This window comes from uncultured Parasphingopyxis sp. (assembly GCF_937129435.1).
Taxonomy (GTDB): domain Bacteria; phylum Pseudomonadota; class Alphaproteobacteria; order Sphingomonadales; family Sphingomonadaceae; genus Parasphingopyxis.
In genome coordinates this window covers 31985-50545 of record NZ_CAKZNF010000007.1, presented here as the reverse complement: position 1 = coordinate 50545, position 18561 = coordinate 31985, and the positions used below count along the sequence as shown (strand labels likewise).

At 63.8% G+C, this 18561-nt stretch carries 20 protein-coding genes and 2 tRNA genes; 9 read left to right on the top strand and 13 right to left on the bottom strand.

The features are described 5' to 3' along the window. Nucleotides 1-73: 73 nt before the first annotated feature. The gene (locus Q0139_RS01970; protein ID WP_298016511.1) at nucleotides 74-1360 is read left to right on the top strand and encodes a hypothetical protein; all 1287 of its coding nucleotides are present in this window, start codon (nucleotides 74-76) and stop codon (nucleotides 1358-1360) included. On the opposite strand, the gene Q0139_RS01965 is transcribed toward Q0139_RS01970, so the two are convergent. Then, nucleotides 1357-1848: an Lrp/AsnC family transcriptional regulator gene (locus tag Q0139_RS01965; protein WP_298016508.1), complete on the bottom strand. Its 492-nt coding sequence runs from the start codon at nucleotides 1846-1848 to the stop codon at nucleotides 1357-1359. The two genes, Q0139_RS01970 and Q0139_RS01965, sit on opposite strands and share 4 nt — an antisense overlap. Nucleotides 1849-2012: 164 nt before the next feature. Between Q0139_RS01965 and Q0139_RS01960 the strand changes: the two genes are divergently transcribed. From Q0139_RS01960 to Q0139_RS01945, 4 genes are all read left to right on the top strand, one after another. Further along, nucleotides 2013-3665, top strand: a complete 1653-nt coding sequence (locus Q0139_RS01960; protein ID WP_298016505.1) for a histidine kinase dimerization/phospho-acceptor domain-containing protein — start codon at nucleotides 2013-2015, stop codon at nucleotides 3663-3665. Next, complete coding sequence (locus tag Q0139_RS01955; RefSeq protein ID WP_298016503.1) at nucleotides 3649-4713, top strand: polysaccharide deacetylase family protein; 1065 nt, start codon at nucleotides 3649-3651, stop codon at nucleotides 4711-4713. The genes Q0139_RS01960 and Q0139_RS01955 overlap by 17 nt, the downstream gene beginning before the upstream one ends. A 49-nt stretch (nucleotides 4714-4762) precedes the next feature. Then, nucleotides 4763-4837 (top strand) — tRNA-Ile (locus Q0139_RS01950). 93 nt (nucleotides 4838-4930) lie between these two features. Beyond that, nucleotides 4931-5007 (top strand) — tRNA-Pro (locus Q0139_RS01945). Between the two features lie 184 nt (nucleotides 5008-5191). Here Q0139_RS01945 and Q0139_RS01940 read toward each other — a convergent pair. Both Q0139_RS01940 and Q0139_RS01935 read right to left on the bottom strand, forming a co-directional pair. Then, complete coding sequence (locus Q0139_RS01940) at nucleotides 5192-5440, bottom strand: hypothetical protein (protein WP_298016500.1); 249 nt, start codon at nucleotides 5438-5440, stop codon at nucleotides 5192-5194. A gap of 174 nt (nucleotides 5441-5614) precedes the next feature. Continuing rightward, nucleotides 5615-6985 carry a M28 family peptidase gene (locus Q0139_RS01935; protein WP_298016496.1) on the bottom strand — a complete coding sequence of 457 codons (1371 nt, stop codon included), beginning with the start codon at nucleotides 6983-6985 and terminating at the stop codon, nucleotides 5615-5617. A 102-nt stretch (nucleotides 6986-7087) separates the two neighbouring features. Between Q0139_RS01935 and ettA the strand changes: the two genes are divergently transcribed. Next, nucleotides 7088-8767, top strand: a complete 1680-nt coding sequence (gene ettA, locus Q0139_RS01930) for an energy-dependent translational throttle protein EttA (RefSeq protein WP_298016493.1) — start codon at nucleotides 7088-7090, stop codon at nucleotides 8765-8767. On the opposite strand, the gene Q0139_RS01925 is transcribed toward ettA, so the two are convergent. From Q0139_RS01925 to Q0139_RS01890, 8 genes are all read right to left on the bottom strand, one after another. Next, the gene (locus tag Q0139_RS01925; protein ID WP_298016469.1) at nucleotides 8764-8991 is read right to left on the bottom strand and encodes a hypothetical protein; all 228 of its coding nucleotides are present in this window, start codon (nucleotides 8989-8991) and stop codon (nucleotides 8764-8766) included. The two genes, ettA and Q0139_RS01925, sit on opposite strands and share 4 nt — an antisense overlap. A gap of 71 nt (nucleotides 8992-9062) precedes the next feature. Further along, the gene (locus Q0139_RS01920; protein WP_298016466.1) at nucleotides 9063-9338 is read right to left on the bottom strand and encodes an acylphosphatase; all 276 of its coding nucleotides are present in this window, start codon (nucleotides 9336-9338) and stop codon (nucleotides 9063-9065) included. Nucleotides 9339-9460: 122 nt separating this feature from the next. Then, nucleotides 9461-9718, bottom strand: coding sequence for a DUF4282 domain-containing protein (locus Q0139_RS01915; RefSeq protein ID WP_298016463.1), 258 nt, complete (start codon nucleotides 9716-9718; stop codon nucleotides 9461-9463). 109 nt (nucleotides 9719-9827) lie between these two features. Continuing rightward, entirely contained in the window at nucleotides 9828-10556 is a 729-nt protein-coding gene (locus tag Q0139_RS01910; RefSeq protein ID WP_298016460.1) for an NYN domain-containing protein, read from the bottom strand. 47 nt (nucleotides 10557-10603) lie between these two features. Continuing rightward, complete coding sequence (locus Q0139_RS01905) at nucleotides 10604-11335, bottom strand: hypothetical protein (protein WP_298016457.1); 732 nt, start codon at nucleotides 11333-11335, stop codon at nucleotides 10604-10606. Nucleotides 11336-11414: 79 nt separating this feature from the next. After that, on the bottom strand, nucleotides 11415-12890 hold the full coding sequence (gene putP / locus Q0139_RS01900) for a sodium/proline symporter PutP (RefSeq protein ID WP_298016454.1): 1476 nt from the start codon (nucleotides 12888-12890) through the stop codon (nucleotides 11415-11417). Nucleotides 12891-12952: 62 nt separating this feature from the next. Then, entirely contained in the window at nucleotides 12953-13522 is a 570-nt protein-coding gene (locus tag Q0139_RS01895) for a hypothetical protein (RefSeq protein ID WP_298016452.1), read from the bottom strand. A 108-nt stretch (nucleotides 13523-13630) separates the two neighbouring features. Next, on the bottom strand, nucleotides 13631-14266 hold the full coding sequence (locus tag Q0139_RS01890) for a carbonic anhydrase (RefSeq protein WP_298016450.1): 636 nt from the start codon (nucleotides 14264-14266) through the stop codon (nucleotides 13631-13633). Nucleotides 14267-14331: 65 nt separating this feature from the next. Between Q0139_RS01890 and lipA the strand changes: the two genes are divergently transcribed. Next, nucleotides 14332-15264 carry a lipoyl synthase gene (gene lipA / locus Q0139_RS01885; protein WP_298016447.1) on the top strand — a complete coding sequence of 311 codons (933 nt, stop codon included), beginning with the start codon at nucleotides 14332-14334 and terminating at the stop codon, nucleotides 15262-15264. Nucleotides 15265-15266: 2 nt separating this feature from the next. Further along, the gene (locus Q0139_RS01880; protein ID WP_298016445.1) at nucleotides 15267-15749 is read left to right on the top strand and encodes a type II toxin-antitoxin system RatA family toxin; all 483 of its coding nucleotides are present in this window, start codon (nucleotides 15267-15269) and stop codon (nucleotides 15747-15749) included. Here Q0139_RS01880 and Q0139_RS01875 read toward each other — a convergent pair. Then, the gene (locus Q0139_RS01875; RefSeq protein WP_298016442.1) at nucleotides 15686-16219 is read right to left on the bottom strand and encodes a CinA family protein; all 534 of its coding nucleotides are present in this window, start codon (nucleotides 16217-16219) and stop codon (nucleotides 15686-15688) included. The two genes, Q0139_RS01880 and Q0139_RS01875, sit on opposite strands and share 64 nt — an antisense overlap. Nucleotides 16220-16265: 46 nt before the next feature. Then, nucleotides 16266-17411 carry a bifunctional 2-C-methyl-D-erythritol 4-phosphate cytidylyltransferase/2-C-methyl-D-erythritol 2,4-cyclodiphosphate synthase gene (locus tag Q0139_RS01870; protein WP_298016439.1) on the bottom strand — a complete coding sequence of 382 codons (1146 nt, stop codon included), beginning with the start codon at nucleotides 17409-17411 and terminating at the stop codon, nucleotides 16266-16268. 64 nt (nucleotides 17412-17475) lie between these two features. Here Q0139_RS01870 and dusB point away from each other — a divergent pair, with 64 nt between their 5' ends. Continuing rightward, on the top strand, nucleotides 17476-18474 hold the full coding sequence (gene dusB, locus Q0139_RS01865; RefSeq protein ID WP_298016436.1) for a tRNA dihydrouridine synthase DusB: 999 nt from the start codon (nucleotides 17476-17478) through the stop codon (nucleotides 18472-18474). Nucleotides 18475-18561: the final 87 nt, after the last annotated feature.

The window sequence follows — 18561 nt, the reverse complement described above, 5'->3', positions numbered from 1 at the left end:
CGCACCCCTTTTTGTATGTGGCGCAGAGAAAACGGGGCGCCGTGAGCGCCCCTTCTAGGTCGGAGTGTTGAGGATGCGTATGTTTCGAACGGCCGGTCTTGCCGCCTCGCTTATGTCGGGCATTTGTCTTGCGATGCCCGCCGCCGCGCAGGAGCAGGCAGCTGCGCCCTCATACGAGCTCTCCCGCGATGTTCGCCAGGCGGCCCAACAGGCGCAACTGGCCATCGCGCAAAACAACTTTGCCGCTGCGAGCGCCGCGCTGAATCAGGCGGGTGCCGCCGTACAGAATGACGGCGACCGTTATGTCATCGCGACGATGCAGCTCGATGTCGCCAATCGTACCTTCAACCAGGCTGCGCAGGTCGCGGCGATCGATGCGCTGATTGCCAGCCCGATGGTAAGCGAAAGCGAACGCGCCGAACTATATTATCACCGTGGCCGGATCGCCTATAATTCGGGCGACAACAATGCCGCACAGTCGTCGCTGCAAACGGCAGTGCAGCGCGGCTCGACCAATCCGCGAACCTATGTGGCGCTGGCCAGTCTCCTGCAACAAGCCCGCGACAATGCCGGTGCATTGGCGGCGGTGGACCAGGCGTTCCAGCTTCAGCAGACGGCGGCCGTTCCGATTCCGGAGGACTGGTACCGGCGGGCGATCGATATCGCCCAGCGTGTCGGCGATCAGGGCAAGGTGGCGCAGTGGTATTATGCGCTGCTGGCCGCTTATCCGACAGTGCGCAACTGGCGCGACGCGTTGCGTCATTATCGCACGACAATGGCCGCCGATCCCGAGGCGGTATTCGATCTCTGGCGGCTGCAGGCCGCGACCGAAACACTGACGGGGGAGGGGGACTATCTGGCCTTCGCGCAGGCGGCCAATTCGGCAGAGCACCCCGGCGAAGCGACCCGCGCGATCGAAGCCGGTCGCGGCAACAGCATGCTCGACGGACGGAATGCCGAGATTGCCGCGCTGGCGCGCACGACGGGGCAGGCGGCATCCTCGCTTCGCGGGCGGCTCGAATCGCGGGCGACGGCGGCGCGTTCGGCGGCGACCGGCGCAGAGGCCATGGCCGTTGCGGACGCTTATCTGGATTTCGGCCAGTTTGCCGAGGCGGCGGAATTCTATCGCCTGGCTGTCGAAAAGGGCGGGATCGACGCCCAGCGCGCCAATTTGCGATTGGGAATAGCGTTGTCGCAGGCAGGCGATGTTGCGACCGCACGCACGACGCTGAACGGGGTGACAGGGCCGCTCGGCGGCGTGGCGCGTTACTGGACGGTATTCGCCAATACACGCCCGGCGCAGGCACCGGTCATGACCCCGGCAGCCGTCTCCACGTCCGATAATGCGACGGGCGGCTAGTCTTCCTCGTCGAGATCGACCGGCACGCCGGGAAGCGATTTCGCCGTCCGGATCGTCAATGACGTCTTGACGCTCTCGACATTGGGGATCGTCGTCAGGTGCGAGGTCAGGAAATCCTGAAAATGCTGCAGGTCGCGCGCGACGATTTTGAGGATGAAGTCGATCTCTCCGTTCAGCATATGACATTCGCGGACGAGCGGCAGCGAAGCGATGTGGGACTCGAAATTCCGCAAATCCTCCTCGGCCTGGCTCTTGAGGCTGACCATCGCGAACACGGTAATTCCATAGCCTAGCGCGCGAGGTTCCAGCTTCGCGTGATAGCTGTCGATGACGCCGCTTTCCTCGAGCGAACGGACGCGGCGAAGGCAGGGCGGTGCGGTGAGACCCGCACGGCGCGCAAGCTCGACATTGGTGATCCGCCCCTCGTCCTGCAGGGTCGACAAAATCAACCGATCGATATCATCCAGTGCGGGTGACCCCGATGCCATAGTCTTTTCCTTCGTGAATCGACTTATCACTATAATTATATTTCGCCAAAAAGCAATTGTCCCACTTTCGTACGTCGGGGATTAACAGCTTTCGTTAACCAATAGCGCAGGCTATCCGAACGTTCCGCGCGGATGACTGGAATTTTCTGTGAAGAAGGGCGCCAATGCGGTTTGACGATATGCTGGCGACGGTCCTCGCGCAACCGCGCACGACCGCTGCGGCGCGCATTGCCGTCTGGCGCCAGCTTGTCGACCTCCTGGCGCAGCGCGACGATGTGGCGGCCAGTCCCCAGCATATCGATGCGCTTTCGCTGCTCGACGAACTCAGGGCCGATGTACCCGATGCCGACAGGATCGCGGCGGCGCACGCATTGCGCGGTCGCAGGATCGCGCCGTGGCTGATGGCCTTTTTTGCTGAGGAACGCCCCGAAATCGCCTCGCCGGTGCTTCTTGGCGCGGATCTGTCGGCCGAGGACTGGATCGCCTTGTTGCCTGCCACGCGCCCCAGCTCGCGCGCGCTCCTGCGACACCGGCGCGACCTTCCCGCCGAAGTGGTCGATCAGCTCGACCGCTACGGCGCCGCCGACATGATCTTGGAGGGCAGACGAGAATCTGTGTCGCTTGGGGACTCGCAAGAGAAGGGCCGCGACGAACCGCAGCCCGAGCCCGAGAATGCACCGGCCGGCAATCCCCAGATCAAGGAGCTCGTGGCGCGGATCGAGAATTTTCAGCGCGAGCGCCAGGCATATGGCATTTCGCCGGCAGCGGCCCGGATCGAGGATTTTCGCTTCGAGGCTGGCACTGACGGTGTGATCTGCTGGGTGGAGGGCGCGCCGCGCGAACCGCTGATCGGACAGACGATCGCGTTCAGCGCGGATGCGCTCGATTTCGGTGTCGACGGCCATGCTGCCGGGGCCTTTCGCCAGCGCGCGCCGTTTCGCGATGCGCGCCTCGTCGTAGCGGGGGAGGGGCCTGCCTCGGGACGCTGGCGGATTTCCGCCGTACCTTTCTTCAATGACAGCGATGGGCGATTCGCCGGCTATCGCGGCATGGCGAGGCGTCCGCGCCGCGACGAAGAGGCAGCGCCGGAACAGGGGCTGTTCGGATCGGGCCTCGCACCCGATTCGCTGCGCCAGCTGATCCACGAGCTCCGCACGCCGCTCAACGCGATCATCGGTTTTTCCGAGATGATCGAGAAGCAGCTGCTCGGCCCCGTCGCCGAAAGTTATCGCGAGCGCGCTTCGGCGATCGCCGGCGAAGCCGTGCGCCTGCTGCGATCGGTCGACGATATCGATACGGCGGCCCGTGCCGAGACCGACCGGCTGTCGCTCGAACCGGAGGCCGTACAGGTCTACGAATTGATGGATCGCCTCGACCGCGCGCATGCGCCGCCGGCCGCTGCGCGCGGCGTCGATCTCGCCATACGGGTCGCGCCGGAGCTGCCGGATCTCGCCGTCGATCCCATTGCCGCGGAACGGATGCTCGAGCGGCTGCTGTCTTCGACCGTTGGCCTGGCGCGCCATGGCGAGCGGATTGCCATATTGTGTGAGCGGGACCGGACCGCAGACCGGATCGTCTTCCGCTTTAAACGTCCGGCTCTGCTTGCGGGCCGCAGCGAGGACGAACTGCTCGACCCGGGCTATTCTCCGGAAGGAGACTGGCCGGACGCGCCCGCGCTGGGCCTCGGTTTCGCGCTGCGCCTCGTCGGCAATATCGCGCAGGAGGCGGACGGCAGGCTCGACATCGAGAAGGACGAATTTGTCCTGCACCTTCCGGCAAAAGATGCTAGCGCCCTGTCGGGTGAACAGAGACACTGAACAGGGTGGGCGCGAGGAAGCGGGGTTTTCCGGTCCGGAACGCCGGGTGGGCCGTATCGACACACCGCCCGATCCCCGCGCCCACGCCGCTTTTCCCGACGATTTCGGCCGCCGCTTCCTGATCTTCTGCGATACCGAGGAGGAGTTCGATTGGGAGCGGCCGCTGGCGCGCGAAAATGTCGGCACGACGGCGATGGAGGGCCTTCCCGGAGCGCAGGATTTCTTCCGCGAGGCGGGCGCCAAGCCGATCTATGTCGTCGATTATCCGATCGTCGATCAGGATCTCCCGGCCGCGACCATCGCTGATATGCACGCGCGCGACGGATGCGAGATCGGGACGCAGCTTCATCCCTGGGTGAATCCGCCCTTCGACGAAAAGGTGACGCCGAAGAACAGCTTTACGGGGAATCTGCCGGTCGAGCTTCAGCGCGCGAAGCTGATCGCGCTCACGGAACGGATCGAGGAGCGGGTCGGCGTCCGACCGACGATCTATCGTGCCGGCCGATACGGCATCGGCGAAGTCAGTTCGCACCTGCTCGAAGAGGCGGGTTATCGGCTCGACAGTTCGGTCAGGGCGCTGTTCGATTATTCGGAGCAGTCGGGCCCCGATTTTTCCGGGTTCGGCACCAGCGCCTTCTGGGCCGGCCGGAGCCGCGAGCTTCTCGAGCTGCCGCTGACAGCAACCTATGTCGGGTCGCTGCGCGCCGCCGGGAACAAGCTGTACGGGCTCAGCGAGAAAATTCCGTTCCTGCGCGGCGGACTGGCGCGGTCGGGCATGTTGCGGCGCGTGTCGCTGACACCGGAAGATTATCCGCTGGGCGAAGCGCTCGAGGCGATCGAACAGCTGCTCGACCAGGGCCTGCGGATCTTCAACCTGTCCTTTCATTCGCCCTCGGTCGTGCCGGGCCACACGCCCTATGTGCGCGATGCAGCGGACCTGAAGGATTTCTATCGCTGGTGGGAAGGGGTGTTCGATCTCTTCGCCCGGCATGGCGTGACGGCAACGACCGGGGCGGAACTTGTCGATGCGGCCCGTGCCGCCCGGTAACGCTTGCCAAGCGCAAGGTGCTTTGGCAGGGCTGCGCCGCTGATCGGTGGGGCCTGTAGCTCAATGGTAGAGCCGGCCGCTCATAACGGCTTGGTTGCAGGTTCGAGTCCTGCCGGGCCCACCAGCCTTCGCTGCTGACGCAGCTTCGACTGGCAAGCCAGCGTGGCTTCATCGGCGTTGACATGGCGGGCTTGCCCGCCGAAGCCTTTGGCAAAGGCGGGGAGTGGCGCAGCCCGGTAGCGCATCTGCTTTGGGAGCAGAGGGTCGCAGGTTCGAATCCTGTCTCCCCGACCAGTTTTCAGGTCTTTAGAGCTCCTCCGGGGGACGTGCGGCTTGAAAATTCCGAGCAGCTATGCTGCGAGGATGTTGCCGGCACATGAAACCCACGCACATCCTTTCAAGCTCAAAAAGAAAAAGGGCGCCCCGATCGGGACGCCCTCTTCTAAGACAATCCACCGGGCGAACCCGGCGGGCCGAATTACATCGCCGGCTCTTCTTCAGCCGGGGCATCTTCGGTCATGGTGTCTTCAGCCATCGCGCCGTCTTCGGCCATGCCTTCTTCCATCATGCCGTCTTCGGCCATGGTGTCTTCAGCCATCGCGTCTTCGGCCGGGGCCTCTTCTTCGGTGGCGGTTTCTTCAGCGCCTTCGTCGGCGGTTTCGGCACCACCGCAAGCGGCCAGCGCGAACATGCTCGCGGTCGCGAGCGCAACAGTAAGCTTTCTCATTAATGTGCTCCCATAGCATTGCAGGATTCGGGTCCTGCCCGATCCAGCGCGCTGCCATAGCGCCGCCACACAGCGCGTCAACTTGAAATACGCACAGTTCATCGAACTGGCTGATTTGATGAACGGTAGATTAACGGCCGTTCATCGACTCGATCGGCATGCGTATCCTGCTCTTTACCGGGCTGGCGGTGCGAAATCGGCGTCGCTGTTCGCCATCACCGCCAGCATGGTTACCCAGGCGGCGACATTCTGGCGCAGCTGGACGGGGTCGACCTTGTCGAGCGTGTCATCGGGCGTGTGATGCAGATCGAAATAGCGCGTGCCGTCCTGTTGCAGGTCGATCACCCAAGTGCCGTCGGCGACGAGCGGTGAAATATCGGCGCCGCCGGTGGCAGGGGACGATCCGCGCGGAATGCCGAGCGGAGCGAGCAGCCGCGTCAGCCGCGCTGCGTCCTCCTCGGCGCCGTCGGGAAGGTCGAACTCGACGCGCCAGACGCGGTCGGCGCCGAAATCCGATTCGGCGGCAAGCGCATGGAATTCCTGCCGATGTGCCTCGAAATAGGCGCGCGCGCCGAACAGTCCGACCTCTTCGGCACCGGCCCATAGGAGCCGGATGGACCGCCGGGGTCGCATTCCACGCTCAAGGAAACGATGCGCGGCCGCCGTCACAATCCCGCAGCCCGACGCATCGTCGATTGCGCCCGTGCCGAGATCCCAACTGTCGAGATGGCAGGCGACGACCACCATACCGGCATCGGGGTCGCTTCCCGGTACTTCGGCGAGGACATTGCCCGATTCCTGCTGCCCCAGGTCGCGCGGGGTCAGCACGAGGTTCATCGTGATCGTTTCGCCGGTCGACAGCATGCGATCGAGATTGTCGGCATCGGGGTTGGAGAGCGCACCCGCCGGAATCGGTTCAACACCGTCGGCCCAATTGGTACCGCCCGTATGCGGGTTGCGATGATCGTCGGTGCCGACGGAGCGGATGACAATGCCGATCGCGCCGCGTTCGGCGGCGAGCGACGGTGCGATCCAGCGCACCGGCCCGGCAAAGCCGTAGCCCGACCCGTCCTGCGTCCGTTCCATGTGGTGCGTCACATAGGCGATCCTGCCGTCGAGGCTGCCGGGCTCGGCCGCCTGCAAGGCTGCGACGCTATCGAAGCCGACGACCTCCGCCGTAATGCCTTCGCGCGGCGTCGCGGCGCTGCGGCCCAGGGCCGTCACATGAAAGGACTGAGGAAAGGGTGAGACGATCCGCGCACGCTCCTCGCCCCGCACCCAGGTCGGCATCTGGTAGGTTTCGATGCGCGGATTCGAAAAGCCGTATTCGCGCAAATGTTCGACAGCCCAGGCGCGTCCTCGCGCCTCGGCCTCCGTCCCCGCCATACGCTGGCCGACTTCGGTCGACAGGCCTGCGGCGATGTCCCAGGCGATTTCGTCTTCGGCGAGTGCCTGGTCGCGCAATTCGGCGATCCGTTCGTCGCTGAGCTGTGCGTTGGCGAGCGAGGGGAGGGCGGCGATCAGGAGCAGGGGGAGCTTGTTCATGGCCATGGGCCTTAACCGGGGCAAAGGCGTTTGCCAACGCGCCCCCCGATCTCTAGATGCACGGCGACTTCCAATATCGCTATTCCAAGGACGAAACGACCGATGGCCGCGCAATATGCCTTCGTGATGAAGGACATGACCAAGACCTTCCCTGGCGCCCCCAAGCCGGTGCTGAGCAACATCAACCTCCAATTCTATCAGGGCGCGAAGATCGGCATCGTCGGCCCCAACGGCGCGGGCAAATCGACGCTGATGAAGATCATGGCCGGAATCGACACCGATTTCGCCGGCGAGGCCTGGCCCGGCGAGAACATCACCGTCGGCTATCTGCCGCAGGAGCCCGAACTCGATCCCGACAAGACCGTGCTCGAAAACGTAAAGGACGGTGCGCGCGAGACCGCCGATATGGTCGAGCGGTTCAACGCGATCAGCGCGGAAATGGGCGATCCCAAGGACGACACCGATTTCGACGCGCTGATGGAGGAAATGGGCACGCTCCAGGAAAAGATCGATGCGGTCGATGGCTGGACGCTCGACAACCAGCTCGAAATTGCGATGGACGCGCTGCGCTGTCCGCCGAGCGACATGAGCGTGGAAACCCTGTCGGGCGGCGAGAAGCGCCGCGTGGCGCTGACGCGGCTGCTGATCGAAAAGCCGCGCATCCTGCTGCTCGACGAGCCGACCAACCATCTCGACGCCGAAAGCGTCGCCTGGCTCGAAAATCACCTCAAGGAATATGAGGGCGCCGTGCTGATGATCACGCACGATCGCTATTTCCTCGACAATGTGGTTGGCTGGATTCTCGAACTCGATCGCGGCTCCTATTATCCCTATGAGGGCAACTACTCGACCTATCTCGAGAAGAAGGCCAAGCGCATGGCGCAGGAGGACCGCGAGGAAAGCGGCCGCCAGAAGGCACTCGCCCGCGAACTCGAATGGATCCGGCAAACGCCCGCCGCGCGGCAAACCAAGTCGAAGGCGCGTATCCGCAAGTTCGAGCAGCTCCAGGACGAACAGCTCGATCGCAAGCCCGGCAAGGCGCAGATCGTGATCCAGGTGCCCGAGCGGCTTGGCGGCCAGGTGATCGAGGCGAAAGGGCTGACCAAGGCCTATGGCGACAAGCTGTTGTTCGAGGATCTTGATTTCATGCTGCCGCCGGGCGGCATCGTCGGTGTCATCGGCCCAAACGGCGCGGGCAAGTCGACGCTGTTCAAGATCATCACCGGCCAGGAAGAGCCCGATAGCGGCAAGATCGAGATCGGCGACACGGTTCGCCTCGGCTATGTCGACCAGAGCCGCGCGCATCTCGACGGCTCGAAGAACGTTTGGGAGGAGATCTCCGACGGGCTCGATTACATGAAGGTCAACGGTCACGACGTGTCGACGCGCGCCTATGTCGGCGCCTTCAACTTCAAGGGCCAGGACCAGCAGAAGAATGTCGGCAAGCTATCGGGCGGCGAACGCAACCGCGTCCATATGGCGAAGATGCTGAAGCAGGGCGGAAACGTTCTTCTATTGGACGAACCGACCAACGACCTCGACGTCGAAACCCTCGGTGCGCTCGAAGAGGCGATCGAAAATTTCCCCGGCTGCGCCGTGGTCATCTCGCACGATCGCTTCTTCCTCGACCGCCTCGCGACCCACATCCTCGCCTTCGAAGGCGACAGCCATGTCGAATGGTTCGAGGGCAATTTCGAGGCCTATGAGGAGGACAAGCGACGGCGGCTGGGCGACGAAGCCGACAGGCCGCACCGGATGAGCTACAAGAAGCTTACCCGCTAAGCATTCCCACCCGTCTCATTGGGCTTCACGTCCGCACGGTCGTCGGCCTTGTCGACGCCGGTCGTCGTGTCGGGATCGTCGACGCGCTTGTGTTCGTCGCGCGTGCCGACGGACTTGCTCTTGTCGCCGCCGGCGCGGCCTTGCTGATCGGGAGCGTTTTCGGCTTGGTCCACAAGATCGCCGTCGTCATGGCGTTTGGCTGTTTCGGTGCGGGTGTTGGTCATGATGATCTCCTTCACCATATCAATGTGTGGAGGGCCGTCCGCGTTCCAGAGGGTCGCGCGGCGCGGAGTTTTCAGCGGGTCGACCGCTTCTCGAAACCCGTGATCGCCCCGACGGTCGTTTCCGCGACATCGATACGGTCGACATTCGCCGCTGGCGGGCCATTCTGCGCCAGGGCAATCATCCGCTCAACGGCATCTGCTTCACCTTGAACGACCGCTTCGACCGTGCCGTCGAGGCGATTGCGGACCCAACCGGCAAGGCCGAGCTCACGGGCGCTTTTGACGGTCCAATCGCGGTAGAAAACGCCCTGGACGCGGCCATGGATTTCGAGACGGCGGGCGATCATCGTGTCGGTTTCGCATATCCGGCGCCGCCTGCCAAAGTGCGAGCCCTGACGCCGCGGCCAAATGAAAAGGGACGGGGCGCCATCGGCGACCCGCCCCCCTTTCTCTCTTTGGAGGCCCCCTCCTATTTGAAGGCGCCCTCATTTTCGCCGCGCTTGCGGATGGCGGAGAGGTTGTCGTTGATCTTGAAGATCACGAGCATCAGTTCGGTGTACATACGCCAGACGAGCGGGCCGATGATCAGCATGAGCAGGCCGGGAAGGGCAGCGCCGTTGACGATGCTCAACAGTGACAAAATGACGATGGCTGCGACGCCGAGCCAGAAGATGATCTGGATGAAGATCGGCGTGATGAATTTGTCGAAAGTCAGATATTCGTTCATGTTTATTCCCCTCATGCGAATAGTTTCGAAACATTCGCGACCCCTGCAATTCAGGGGTTAGCCAGTTCGGGCGGGATTGAAAAGCGCCCGACGCACAAAGGCGGTATGGCTATCGAACGCGTTTGACGAAGATCTGGCCGTTGTCGCGGCGTTCGGTCGTGAAATTGGGCGCAGCCTCGAACATCTCGGACAAAGTCGAAAAGCCGTAATTGCGGGCGTCGAAGCTCGACCGGTTGCCCGCGCGCTGGCCCACTGCGGACAGGCTGGCATAGCCGCGATCGTCGCGCTTGCTGGCCGTGTAGGCGTCGGCGAGGAGGGCGATGAGCTCGTCGTCAATTACGCCGTCGCTGCTGCTCTTGCCGTTGTCGCTGTGCTGGGCCTTTTCGGCCTTGATCAGCGCATCGACGTCGATGAAGCGCGTGCACGCCTGTTTGAACCCGTCGGGGGTCTTGGCCGCGCCGAAGCCGTAAACGGGCAGGCCATCCTGCCGAATCCGCATCGCTACCGGCATGAAATCGCTGTCCGAGCTCATGATGCCGAAGCCGTCGACGCGGCGCGAATAGAGCAGGTCCATCGCATCGATGGTGATCTTCATGTCGGTCGCGTTCTTGCCGCGCGTCAGATCGAACTGCTGCTGCGGCTCGATCCCGTATTTGTGCAGGATATCGACCCAGCCCTTCAGCGACTGTTTGCGCCAGTTCCCATAGGCGCGGCGGATATTGACCGTGCCAAGCTCGGCCAAGGCGGTGAGGACAGGGTCAATGCCCTGGTGCGACGCATTGTCGGAGTCGATGAGAAGGGCGATGTTCGGATTATCGCCATGATTTTCGCGTGCCATGCCCGCGTCCTAGCGGGCCGGACGTGCGTCGAACAGGGGCAACCGCGCTATTCCGCCGCCTTTCCGTGGCCCAGCTCTGCTTCTCCGATCCGCAACGTATCGAAGACCAGCGTAAACCCCGGATCATCGTCGATATCGGCCGAGGTGAAGAATTCGGGTGCCGCCTCCGTGCCGAGCGCGATCACGTAGATACCAAGGTCTCCCTCGGCGGGAAAAACGATATCGCCGCGCCCGAACAACCGCATGGGATCGCCGCCTTCGCCGGGATCGGGCCGTTCGAGATAGGCGAATCGGAATCCTGTCGTTTCGCGGTCGCCCAGCATTTGCGGGCCGGACGAGAGTAGCTGGAAATCCTGGCTGCTCCCCCCGAAGCTTGTCGCGATCTGGTCCATGACCTCGCGGATCGATTCGCGCCGCTGTTCGCCCTGCGCGCCGGGACGCGTCAGCATGACCGGCGCGATCATCAACATACGCGTGTCGGCGCCGCGATATTTGGGTCCCGTCAGAAAGACGGTGGTTCCTTCGCGGCCCGGCCAGTCGTCCCAGCTGGCGGGATAGTCGAATTCGAAGGGGATGAACCGGGCGGCGTTCTGCGCGGAAGCCGGACGATCCCGGCTGTTGACGAAATGCACGACCGGGTCGCCTTCGGCATAGGTCACATATTCGGCTTCGTTCCAGCCAAAGGCGTCCGAGATTTCATTCCACTGAGCGTAGATCGTGATTCCGAATGTAACGATGATGACAAGGCCAGTGTAGAAGGTTGTCCTGCTTTTGCTCATGCCGCGTCGCGCCATCACAATCTCCGCGCGTCAGAATAACAGCATCGAGACGCATTGCGAAGAGCGAGAGAGCTGCTCGCTAGCTGGCGTCGGCCGCTTCCTGCTTTTGCGTTATGGCGCTGACGGCGAGGATTGCGATGAATGCGGCGAGGAAGCCGGGAATGATCTCGTAGACGCCGTCGCCGCCGAGGAACGCGCTATTCCAGCCCAGCACGATCCAGGCGATCACCACGCCCGCGCCGGTGACAAGCCCCGCCACCGCGCCCGCGCCGGTCATCCGGCCCCAGGTCAGCGACAGCAGGATCAGCGGTCCGAAGGCGGCGCCGAATCCGGCCCAGGCGTTGGATACGAGCCCCAGCACTTCGCTTTCTGGGTCGCTGGCGATCCAGATGGCGACGAGCGCGACGAGCAGCACGCTGATCCGGCCGACCGTCACGCTTTCGCGTTCGCTCGCCTGTTTGCGGAGGAAGAGCTTGTAGAAGTCTTCGGTCAGCGAACTCGACGACACGAGCAGCTGCGAACTGATCGTCGACATGACGGCGGCAAGCAGTGCGGCGAGAAGGAAGCCCGTGATGAGGGGGTGGAAAAGCAGTTCGGCAAGGACGATGAAAATCGTCTCGGGATCTTCGACCGCGATGCCGTTTCGCACGGCATAGGCGCGCCCCGCCAGCCCGACGCCGATTGCGCCCAACAGGCAGACGAACATCCAGGCCATGCCGATATTGCGCGCGGCCGGAACCTCTTTCACGCTCCGGATCGCCATGAAGCGGACGATGATATGCGGCTGGCCGAAATAGCCGAGCCCCCAAGCCACTGCCGAAAGAAACCCGATCGTCGTCAGGTTGAAGCCGATATCGAGAAAACCGGGCTGCACCTGCGTCAGCGATTCGCCCGCGCTACCGCCGGGGCCGAACATCACCACAAGCGGCATCAGCACCAGGGCCACGACCATGATGCAGCCTTGAACGAAATCGGTCAGGCTGACGGCCAGAAACCCGCCCACCATGGTGTAGGCGAGCACGACGCCCGCCGTCAGCCATATCCCCAGCATATAGTCGCTCATCCCGCTGACATCGCCGAACAGGCCGGCAAAGCTCGTGTCGAACAGCTTGCCCCCGGCGACCAGACCGGATGCCGTGTAAACCGCGAAAAAGATGACGATGATGAGAGCGCTCACGACGCGCAGCGCGAGGGCGGCGTCCGGAAAGCGGTTGGCGAGATATTCGGGGATGGTCAGGGCATTGCCAAGCCGCTCGGTCTGCTCGCGCAGCCGCGGCGCGACCACGATCCAGTTGACCAGCGCACCGGCAAATAGCCCGATACCGATCCATGCCTCGACCAGCCCTGCCGCATAGAGCGCGCCCGGCAGGCCAAGCAGCAACCAGCCCGACATGTCCGACGCGCCGGCCGAAAGCGCCGCCACGGCCGGTGAAAGCTGCCGCCCGCCCAGCAGATAGCCTTCGCTACTGTCAGTCGATTTGCGCCATGCATAGAGACCGATGCCAAGCATCAGCACGAAATAGAGCGAGAGGGTGATCAACTGTCCGGTCGGCATCGCCGCCTCATAGCAGGCGACCGGCGATTGGCTAGGGCAGGGGAGAGTGCCGAGTTCTCAGGTCAGGCCGGCTTCCAGCTCAGCATCTTTGCACCTTCCAGCTTCGATTGCGCTTGTCCCTTGTCGATGATCGTGAGGACCGTGGTGCCGCGCATCATTCCCATTTCGAGCATGGCGTCGACGAACACGCTTTCTCCCTCAGCCACGGCCACATCCATTGCGGCCGCCGACTTCTTGCCGCCTCGCGCCATATTGGCCGATATATGATGCGTGCCGGGATCGACTTCGGCCATGACGAAGCGATTGGATTTGAGCTGGCTCGATCCGAACCCGTCGATCGCGACGTTCATCCCCTGCGCCGCACCGACAAGGCCGCGACGAACGATGTAGATGCGCCCCTTTCCCGCTGGAGGGGGCGAGCGCGTGGCGGCAATCTGCTCGGCCGAGGCCTTGGGCGGCGCCTTGTTGGCCGAAAGCGAATAAACGATGATGCCGATGAAGACGGCGAGGAAGACAATGGCGATGATGATCACCGTTTCGGGGTCCAGGTCGCCCAGGATCGTCGGGCCGAGCATGGCACCCACGATGGCGGCGACGAAGATCACGATGATCCAGAAGGTATTGCGGCTCATGTTCCAACTCCGCGGTAAAGCGACCCGGGCTTAGAACACCGATACATTGTGCCCGCGCTTTGTTGCCGCGACGGCGGGCACAGCGCAATCGAAAAATCGTCCGTCCCGTCAGGCAGGCGAGAAGGCGCCTGTCTCTTCGTCGAGCGTGTGCAGCATCCCGCTGGAAATCGCGAACCAGGCGCCGTGCAGTTTGAGCCGTCCGTCGGCCTCCCGATCGGTCACGAAAGGAAAGCTGCGCAGGTTGGCGAGGCTGACCTTGATCGCCTCATGCTCCATCGCGTGGACGGCGGTATCGCCCTTGGAACCATGTTCGGCGATCACGGTTTCGCGCGCTTCGTCGAGCAGGTCGATCCAGTGCGCGATGAAGCCGCCTTCGCCCGGCGCCGCATCGGCGAAATTCGCGGTCAGCGCGGCCTGGCAGCCGCCGCACATGCCGTGCCCCATGACGACGATTTCCTCGACCTCGAGCTGGGTCACTGCGAATTCGAGCGCGGCCGAAACGCCATGGCGCCCCCCGCCCGTCTCGAAGGGCGGCACAAGCGCGGCCACATTCCGGACGACGAAGATCTCGCCCGGAGAGACATCGAATATCTGCGTCGGATCGACCCTGCTGTCGGAACAGGCGATGATCATGACCTTGGGGCTTTGCCCCTCGGCCAATTCGGACCAGCGCGCGCGCTCGCGCTGCCAGTGAGAGTCGCGAAAGCGCCGGTAACCGGCGATCAGATCGGTGAATAGCGTCATGGATGTCCTGCTGGCAGAGCATGGCGGGGGTAGCAAGAGGGCTTCGGCATCGCTATCTCCCGCGCATGACCGAACTGCCCGTTGCCGACCCGTCCATGCCGCCGGCGCGCCGCACCCGCAAGCCCGATTGGCTGCGCGTCAAGGCGCCGGTGGGCCAGACGTTCAGCGAGACGCGCAAGCTGATGCGCGAGTTGAGCCTCAATACCGTGTGCGAGGAGGCCGCCTGCCCGAATATCGGCGAATGCTGGTCGAAAAAGCATGCGACGGTGATGATCCTCGGCGATGTCTGCACGCGGGCCTGCGCCTTTTGCAATGTGAAGACCGGGATGCCGCGCACCGTCGATGCCAGCGAGCCGCAGCATGTCGCCGATGCGGCGGCGAAACTCGGCCTTGAGCATATCGTCGTCACCTCGGTCGATCGCGACGACCTGCCCGATGGCGGCGCATCGCAGTTCGTGAAGGTGATCGAGGCGTTGCGTTCGACAACCCCCGACACGACGATCGAAATCCTGACGCCCGATTTCCGCAACAAGGCGCGGGCGGCGGTCGAGAGCATCGTCGAGGCCCGGCCCGACGTCTACAACCACAATCTCGAAACCGTGCCGCGGCTTTATCCGACGATTCGGCCCGGCGCGCGCTACTATGCCTCGCTCAGGCTGCTCGAGGACGTAAAGGCGCACGACCCGTCGATCTTCACCAAGTCCGGTATCATGCTCGGCCTTGGCGAGGAGCGGATGGAGGTCCATCAGGTGATGGACGACATGCGCTCGGCCGATATCGATTTCCTGACCATGGGCCAGTATCTCCAGCCGACGCCGAAGCACGCCAAGGTTGCCGATTTCGTGAGCCCGCAGGCGTTCGACGCCTATGCCGGCATTGCCCGCGCCAAGGGCTTTCTGCTGGTTGCGTCGAGCCCGCTGACCCGATCGAGCTACCATGCCGGTGACGATTTCGAACGGCTCCGCGCGGCGCGCGAAGAAAGGCTCGCCCGGGCCTGACGATGCCGCGACACAGCGAAACGCGAAAGCTGCCCTATACGGCCGAGCAGATGTTCGGCCTCGTCGCCGATGTCGGGCGCTATCCCGAATTCCTGCCCTGGGTGGTCGCGACGCGCATTCGCAGCGACAGCGAGACCGAAATGCTTGCTGACATGATCGTCGGATTCAAATCGCTGCGCGAGACCTTCACGTCGAAGGTCCAGAAAGCGCGGCCCGAACGGATCGCGGTCGACTATATCGATGGCCCGCTCAAATTCCTGCATAACGAGTGGGTGTTCACGCCGACCGAAACGGGCTGCGAGCTGGGCTTCACCGTCGATTTCGCGTTCAAGAACCGGGTGTTCGAATCGCTCGCGGGCCAGTTTTTCGACAAGGCGCTTCGCAAGATGACAAGCGCCTTCGAAGCGCGCGCCAATGAACTCTACGGCAATTCATCGACGCGCGCGTCGGGCATCAGCAATTCGAGCGCCCAAAGCGTCGCCTGAGCGCGCACGCCGCCGCGGCCATTGTCGGCAAATTGCTTCTGATCGGCGACGACGTTTTCGGGATCGTCGCCGCGCCGCGCTTTTGAAAAGACGACCGTTCCGACGGGCTTCTTTTCGCTGCCGCCGCCGGGCCCGGCGACGCCCGTGATCGACACCGCGACATCTGCCCCGCTGTGTTCGAGCGCTCCGACCGCCATCGCCCAGGCAACGGCAGGCGAGACCGCACCGAATGTCGCGAGCAGATCCTGGTGGACGCCGAGAATGTCACGCTTGGCGTCGTTAGAATAAGTGATGAAGCTGGTCTCGAAAACATCGGATGATCCAGGAATTTCCGTCAACGCCGCACCGACCAGCCCGCCGGTGCAGCTTTCGGCCGCCGCAATGCGAAGCCCGGCCTTGCGATTGGCTTCGATGACGCGCCGCGCGGTCGCGACGATCTTGGCCGGAAGCAAGGTTTCAATATCGCTCATCGCCGCCATTTGCCCGGCCTGTATCCGATTGGCCAGTGCGCTTCCGTCAATTCTTCGCCGACAGGGTCGCGACAGCTTGTGCGGCGATGCCTTCGCGCCGCCCCGTAAAGCCCAAGCCCTCGGTCGTCGTCGCCTTCACGCTGACGGTGCTCGCATCGATGCTTAATATGTCGGCAATCCGCGCCCGCATCGCATCCCGATGCGGGCCGATTTTCGGTACTTCGCAGATGATTGTCACGTCGCAATGAGCGATCGCATAGCCGGCTGCGGCGGCCAGCGATGCCGCGTGCGAAAGGAAACGATGCGACGGCGCGCCGCGCCATTGAGGGTCGGATGGCGGGAAGTGTGTGCCGATATCGCCTTCACCGAGCGCACCGAGAATCGCGTCGGTCAGCGCATGCAGCGCAACGTCCGCATCCGAATGGCCGGCCAGCGTGCGATCATGGGCGATTTCGATGCCGCCGAGACACAGGCTGTCGCCCGGCGCGAAAGCGTGGACGTCATAGCCCATACCGACGCGCGTTGCGGGCCTGATTGCCTCCCGCCCCGCGAAATCCTCCTCGAACGTCAGCTTGTCGAGCGAGCGGTCGCCTTCGACGATCGCGACCGAAATCCCGGCGGCGCGGACGATTTCGGCGTCGTCGGTCGCGTGCTCCGGCCGATCCGGTGACCGGTGCGCACGCAGTATCTCGTTGAAGCGAAAGGCTTGCGGCGTCTGCACCGCGACGAAATCCTCTCGCCGCGCACCGCCGCCATCGGACCGCGCGAGGCTGTCGGTGACGGGGAGGGCAGGGATAACGGCGGCGTTTTCCGCACAGGCTTCGATCAGCCGGTCGACCACGGCTGCAGGCAGGAACGGGCGTGCCGCGTCGTGGATCAGGACAAGGTCGGCGCCGCCGCTTTCGGCGATCGCCTCCAACCCGAGCCGCACCGACTGCTGACGCGTATTTCCGCCGGTGATGGGCGGGGCGAGGGGGCGCCCGGACAGGGCTTTTGCAAAACGGTCTTCCTGTTCCGCGCCGATGACGACCCGGACCTGATCGATGGCCGGGTGAGCGGCGAGCGCGTCGAAGGCATGAGCGAGCACGGCCTTGCCGTCGATCTCGCGATATTGTTTGGGAACGCCCGCGCCGGCACGGCTCCCCGACCCGGCCGCGACGATAAGGGCCACCACAGGTTGTTCGGCAGACATGGGATGCGCTTAGCCGAGCCGCACCTTGCCCGCCACCGGCTTTTTCCCTAGATGCGCGCGCATCATGACACGCCTTGCGCCCATCCAGATCGGCCCCGTGACGATTTCCAGCCCGGTAATCCTCGCGCCGATGACCGGCGTCACCGACCGGCCGTTCCGCCGGCTGGTGCGGCGCTATGGCTCGGGTCTCAACGTCACCGAAATGGTGGCGAGTCAGGCGATGATCCGCGAGACGCGTCAGGCGGTGCAGAAGTCGCTATGGGACCCGATCGAGGATCCGGTCTCGATGCAGCTTGTCGGCCGTGAGCCCGACGTCATGGCGGAAGCCGCGCGGCTGAACGAAGAGCGCGGCGCGGCAATCATCGACATCAATATGGGCTGTCCCGTCCGCAAGGTCGTCAATGGCGACGCCGGATCGGCGCTGATGCGCGAGCCCAAGCTCGCTGCCGCGCTGATCGATGCGACCGTGAAGGCGGTCGATGTGCCGGTGACTGTGAAGATGCGGACCGGGTGGGACGATCACAGCCGCAACGCGCCCGAACTGGCGCGGATCGCGCAGGATCTCGGCGCGCGGATGGTGACGGTGCACGGCCGCACCCGCTGCCAGATGTACAAGGGCCATGCCGACTGGTCGTTCGTGGCGAGCGTCAAGGAAGCGGTCGACATTCCCGTCATCGTCAACGGCGATATCTGCTCGATCGAGGATGCCGAAGAGGCGTTGCGACAGTCGGGTGCGGACGGCGTGATGGTGGGCCGCGGCGCCTATGGCAAACCATGGCTGCTCAGCCAGATGATGCACTGGTTTGCGACCGGCGAACGCCGCCCCGATCCGGGCCTCGACGAACAATATCAGGCCATCGACGCGCATTATTGCGAGATGCTCGACCATTATGGCGAGGACGTTGGCGTAAAATTCGCGCGCAAGCATCTCGGCTGGTATACCAAGGGGCTGCACGGCTCCGCGGAATTCCGCAACAAGGCCAATCAGGAGGGCGATCCCGCGGTTGTCCGGCAGATGCTTGCGGATTTCTATGGCCCCTGGATGACCCGCGAAGCCGCCTGATGCAGCCGGATTTGCGCCGGACAGAGTGTCCAGCGCGCCGCACTGTTGCCCGTTTGCAGCGAAACTGTGTTTTCTCCGCAACGCCTC

Excerpts from the sequence above, each read along its gene's own strand:
- Q0139_RS01970 (WP_298016511.1), top strand. The coding sequence starts at position 74 with ATGCGTATGTTTCGAACGGCCGGTCTTGCCGCCTCGCTTATGTCGGGC.
- Q0139_RS01965 (WP_298016508.1), bottom strand. The coding sequence starts at position 1,848 with ATGGCATCGGGGTCACCCGCACTGGATGATATCGATCGGTTGATTTTG.
- Q0139_RS01960 (WP_298016505.1), top strand. The coding sequence starts at position 2,013 with ATGCGGTTTGACGATATGCTGGCGACGGTCCTCGCGCAACCGCGCACG.
- Q0139_RS01940 (WP_298016500.1), bottom strand. The coding sequence starts at position 5,440 with ATGAGAAAGCTTACTGTTGCGCTCGCGACCGCGAGCATGTTCGCGCTG.
- Q0139_RS01935 (WP_298016496.1), bottom strand. The coding sequence starts at position 6,985 with ATGAACAAGCTCCCCCTGCTCCTGATCGCCGCCCTCCCCTCGCTCGCC.
- ettA (WP_298016493.1), top strand. The coding sequence starts at position 7,088 with ATGGCCGCGCAATATGCCTTCGTGATGAAGGACATGACCAAGACCTTC.
- Q0139_RS01925 (WP_298016469.1), bottom strand. The coding sequence starts at position 8,991 with ATGACCAACACCCGCACCGAAACAGCCAAACGCCATGACGACGGCGAT.
- Q0139_RS01920 (WP_298016466.1), bottom strand. The coding sequence starts at position 9,338 with ATGATCGCCCGCCGTCTCGAAATCCATGGCCGCGTCCAGGGCGTTTTC.
- Q0139_RS01915 (WP_298016463.1), bottom strand. The coding sequence starts at position 9,718 with ATGAACGAATATCTGACTTTCGACAAATTCATCACGCCGATCTTCATC.
- Q0139_RS01910 (WP_298016460.1), bottom strand. The coding sequence starts at position 10,556 with ATGGCACGCGAAAATCATGGCGATAATCCGAACATCGCCCTTCTCATC.
- Q0139_RS01905 (WP_298016457.1), bottom strand. The coding sequence starts at position 11,335 with ATGAGCAAAAGCAGGACAACCTTCTACACTGGCCTTGTCATCATCGTT.
- putP (WP_298016454.1), bottom strand. The coding sequence starts at position 12,890 with ATGCCGACCGGACAGTTGATCACCCTCTCGCTCTATTTCGTGCTGATG.
- Q0139_RS01895 (WP_298016452.1), bottom strand. The coding sequence starts at position 13,522 with ATGAGCCGCAATACCTTCTGGATCATCGTGATCTTCGTCGCCGCCATC.
- Q0139_RS01890 (WP_298016450.1), bottom strand. The coding sequence starts at position 14,266 with ATGACGCTATTCACCGATCTGATCGCCGGTTACCGGCGCTTTCGCGAC.
- lipA (WP_298016447.1), top strand. The coding sequence starts at position 14,332 with ATGACCGAACTGCCCGTTGCCGACCCGTCCATGCCGCCGGCGCGCCGC.
- Q0139_RS01880 (WP_298016445.1), top strand. The coding sequence starts at position 15,267 with ATGCCGCGACACAGCGAAACGCGAAAGCTGCCCTATACGGCCGAGCAG.
- Q0139_RS01875 (WP_298016442.1), bottom strand. The coding sequence starts at position 16,219 with ATGAGCGATATTGAAACCTTGCTTCCGGCCAAGATCGTCGCGACCGCG.
- Q0139_RS01870 (WP_298016439.1), bottom strand. The coding sequence starts at position 17,411 with ATGTCTGCCGAACAACCTGTGGTGGCCCTTATCGTCGCGGCCGGGTCG.
- dusB (WP_298016436.1), top strand. The coding sequence starts at position 17,476 with ATGACACGCCTTGCGCCCATCCAGATCGGCCCCGTGACGATTTCCAGC.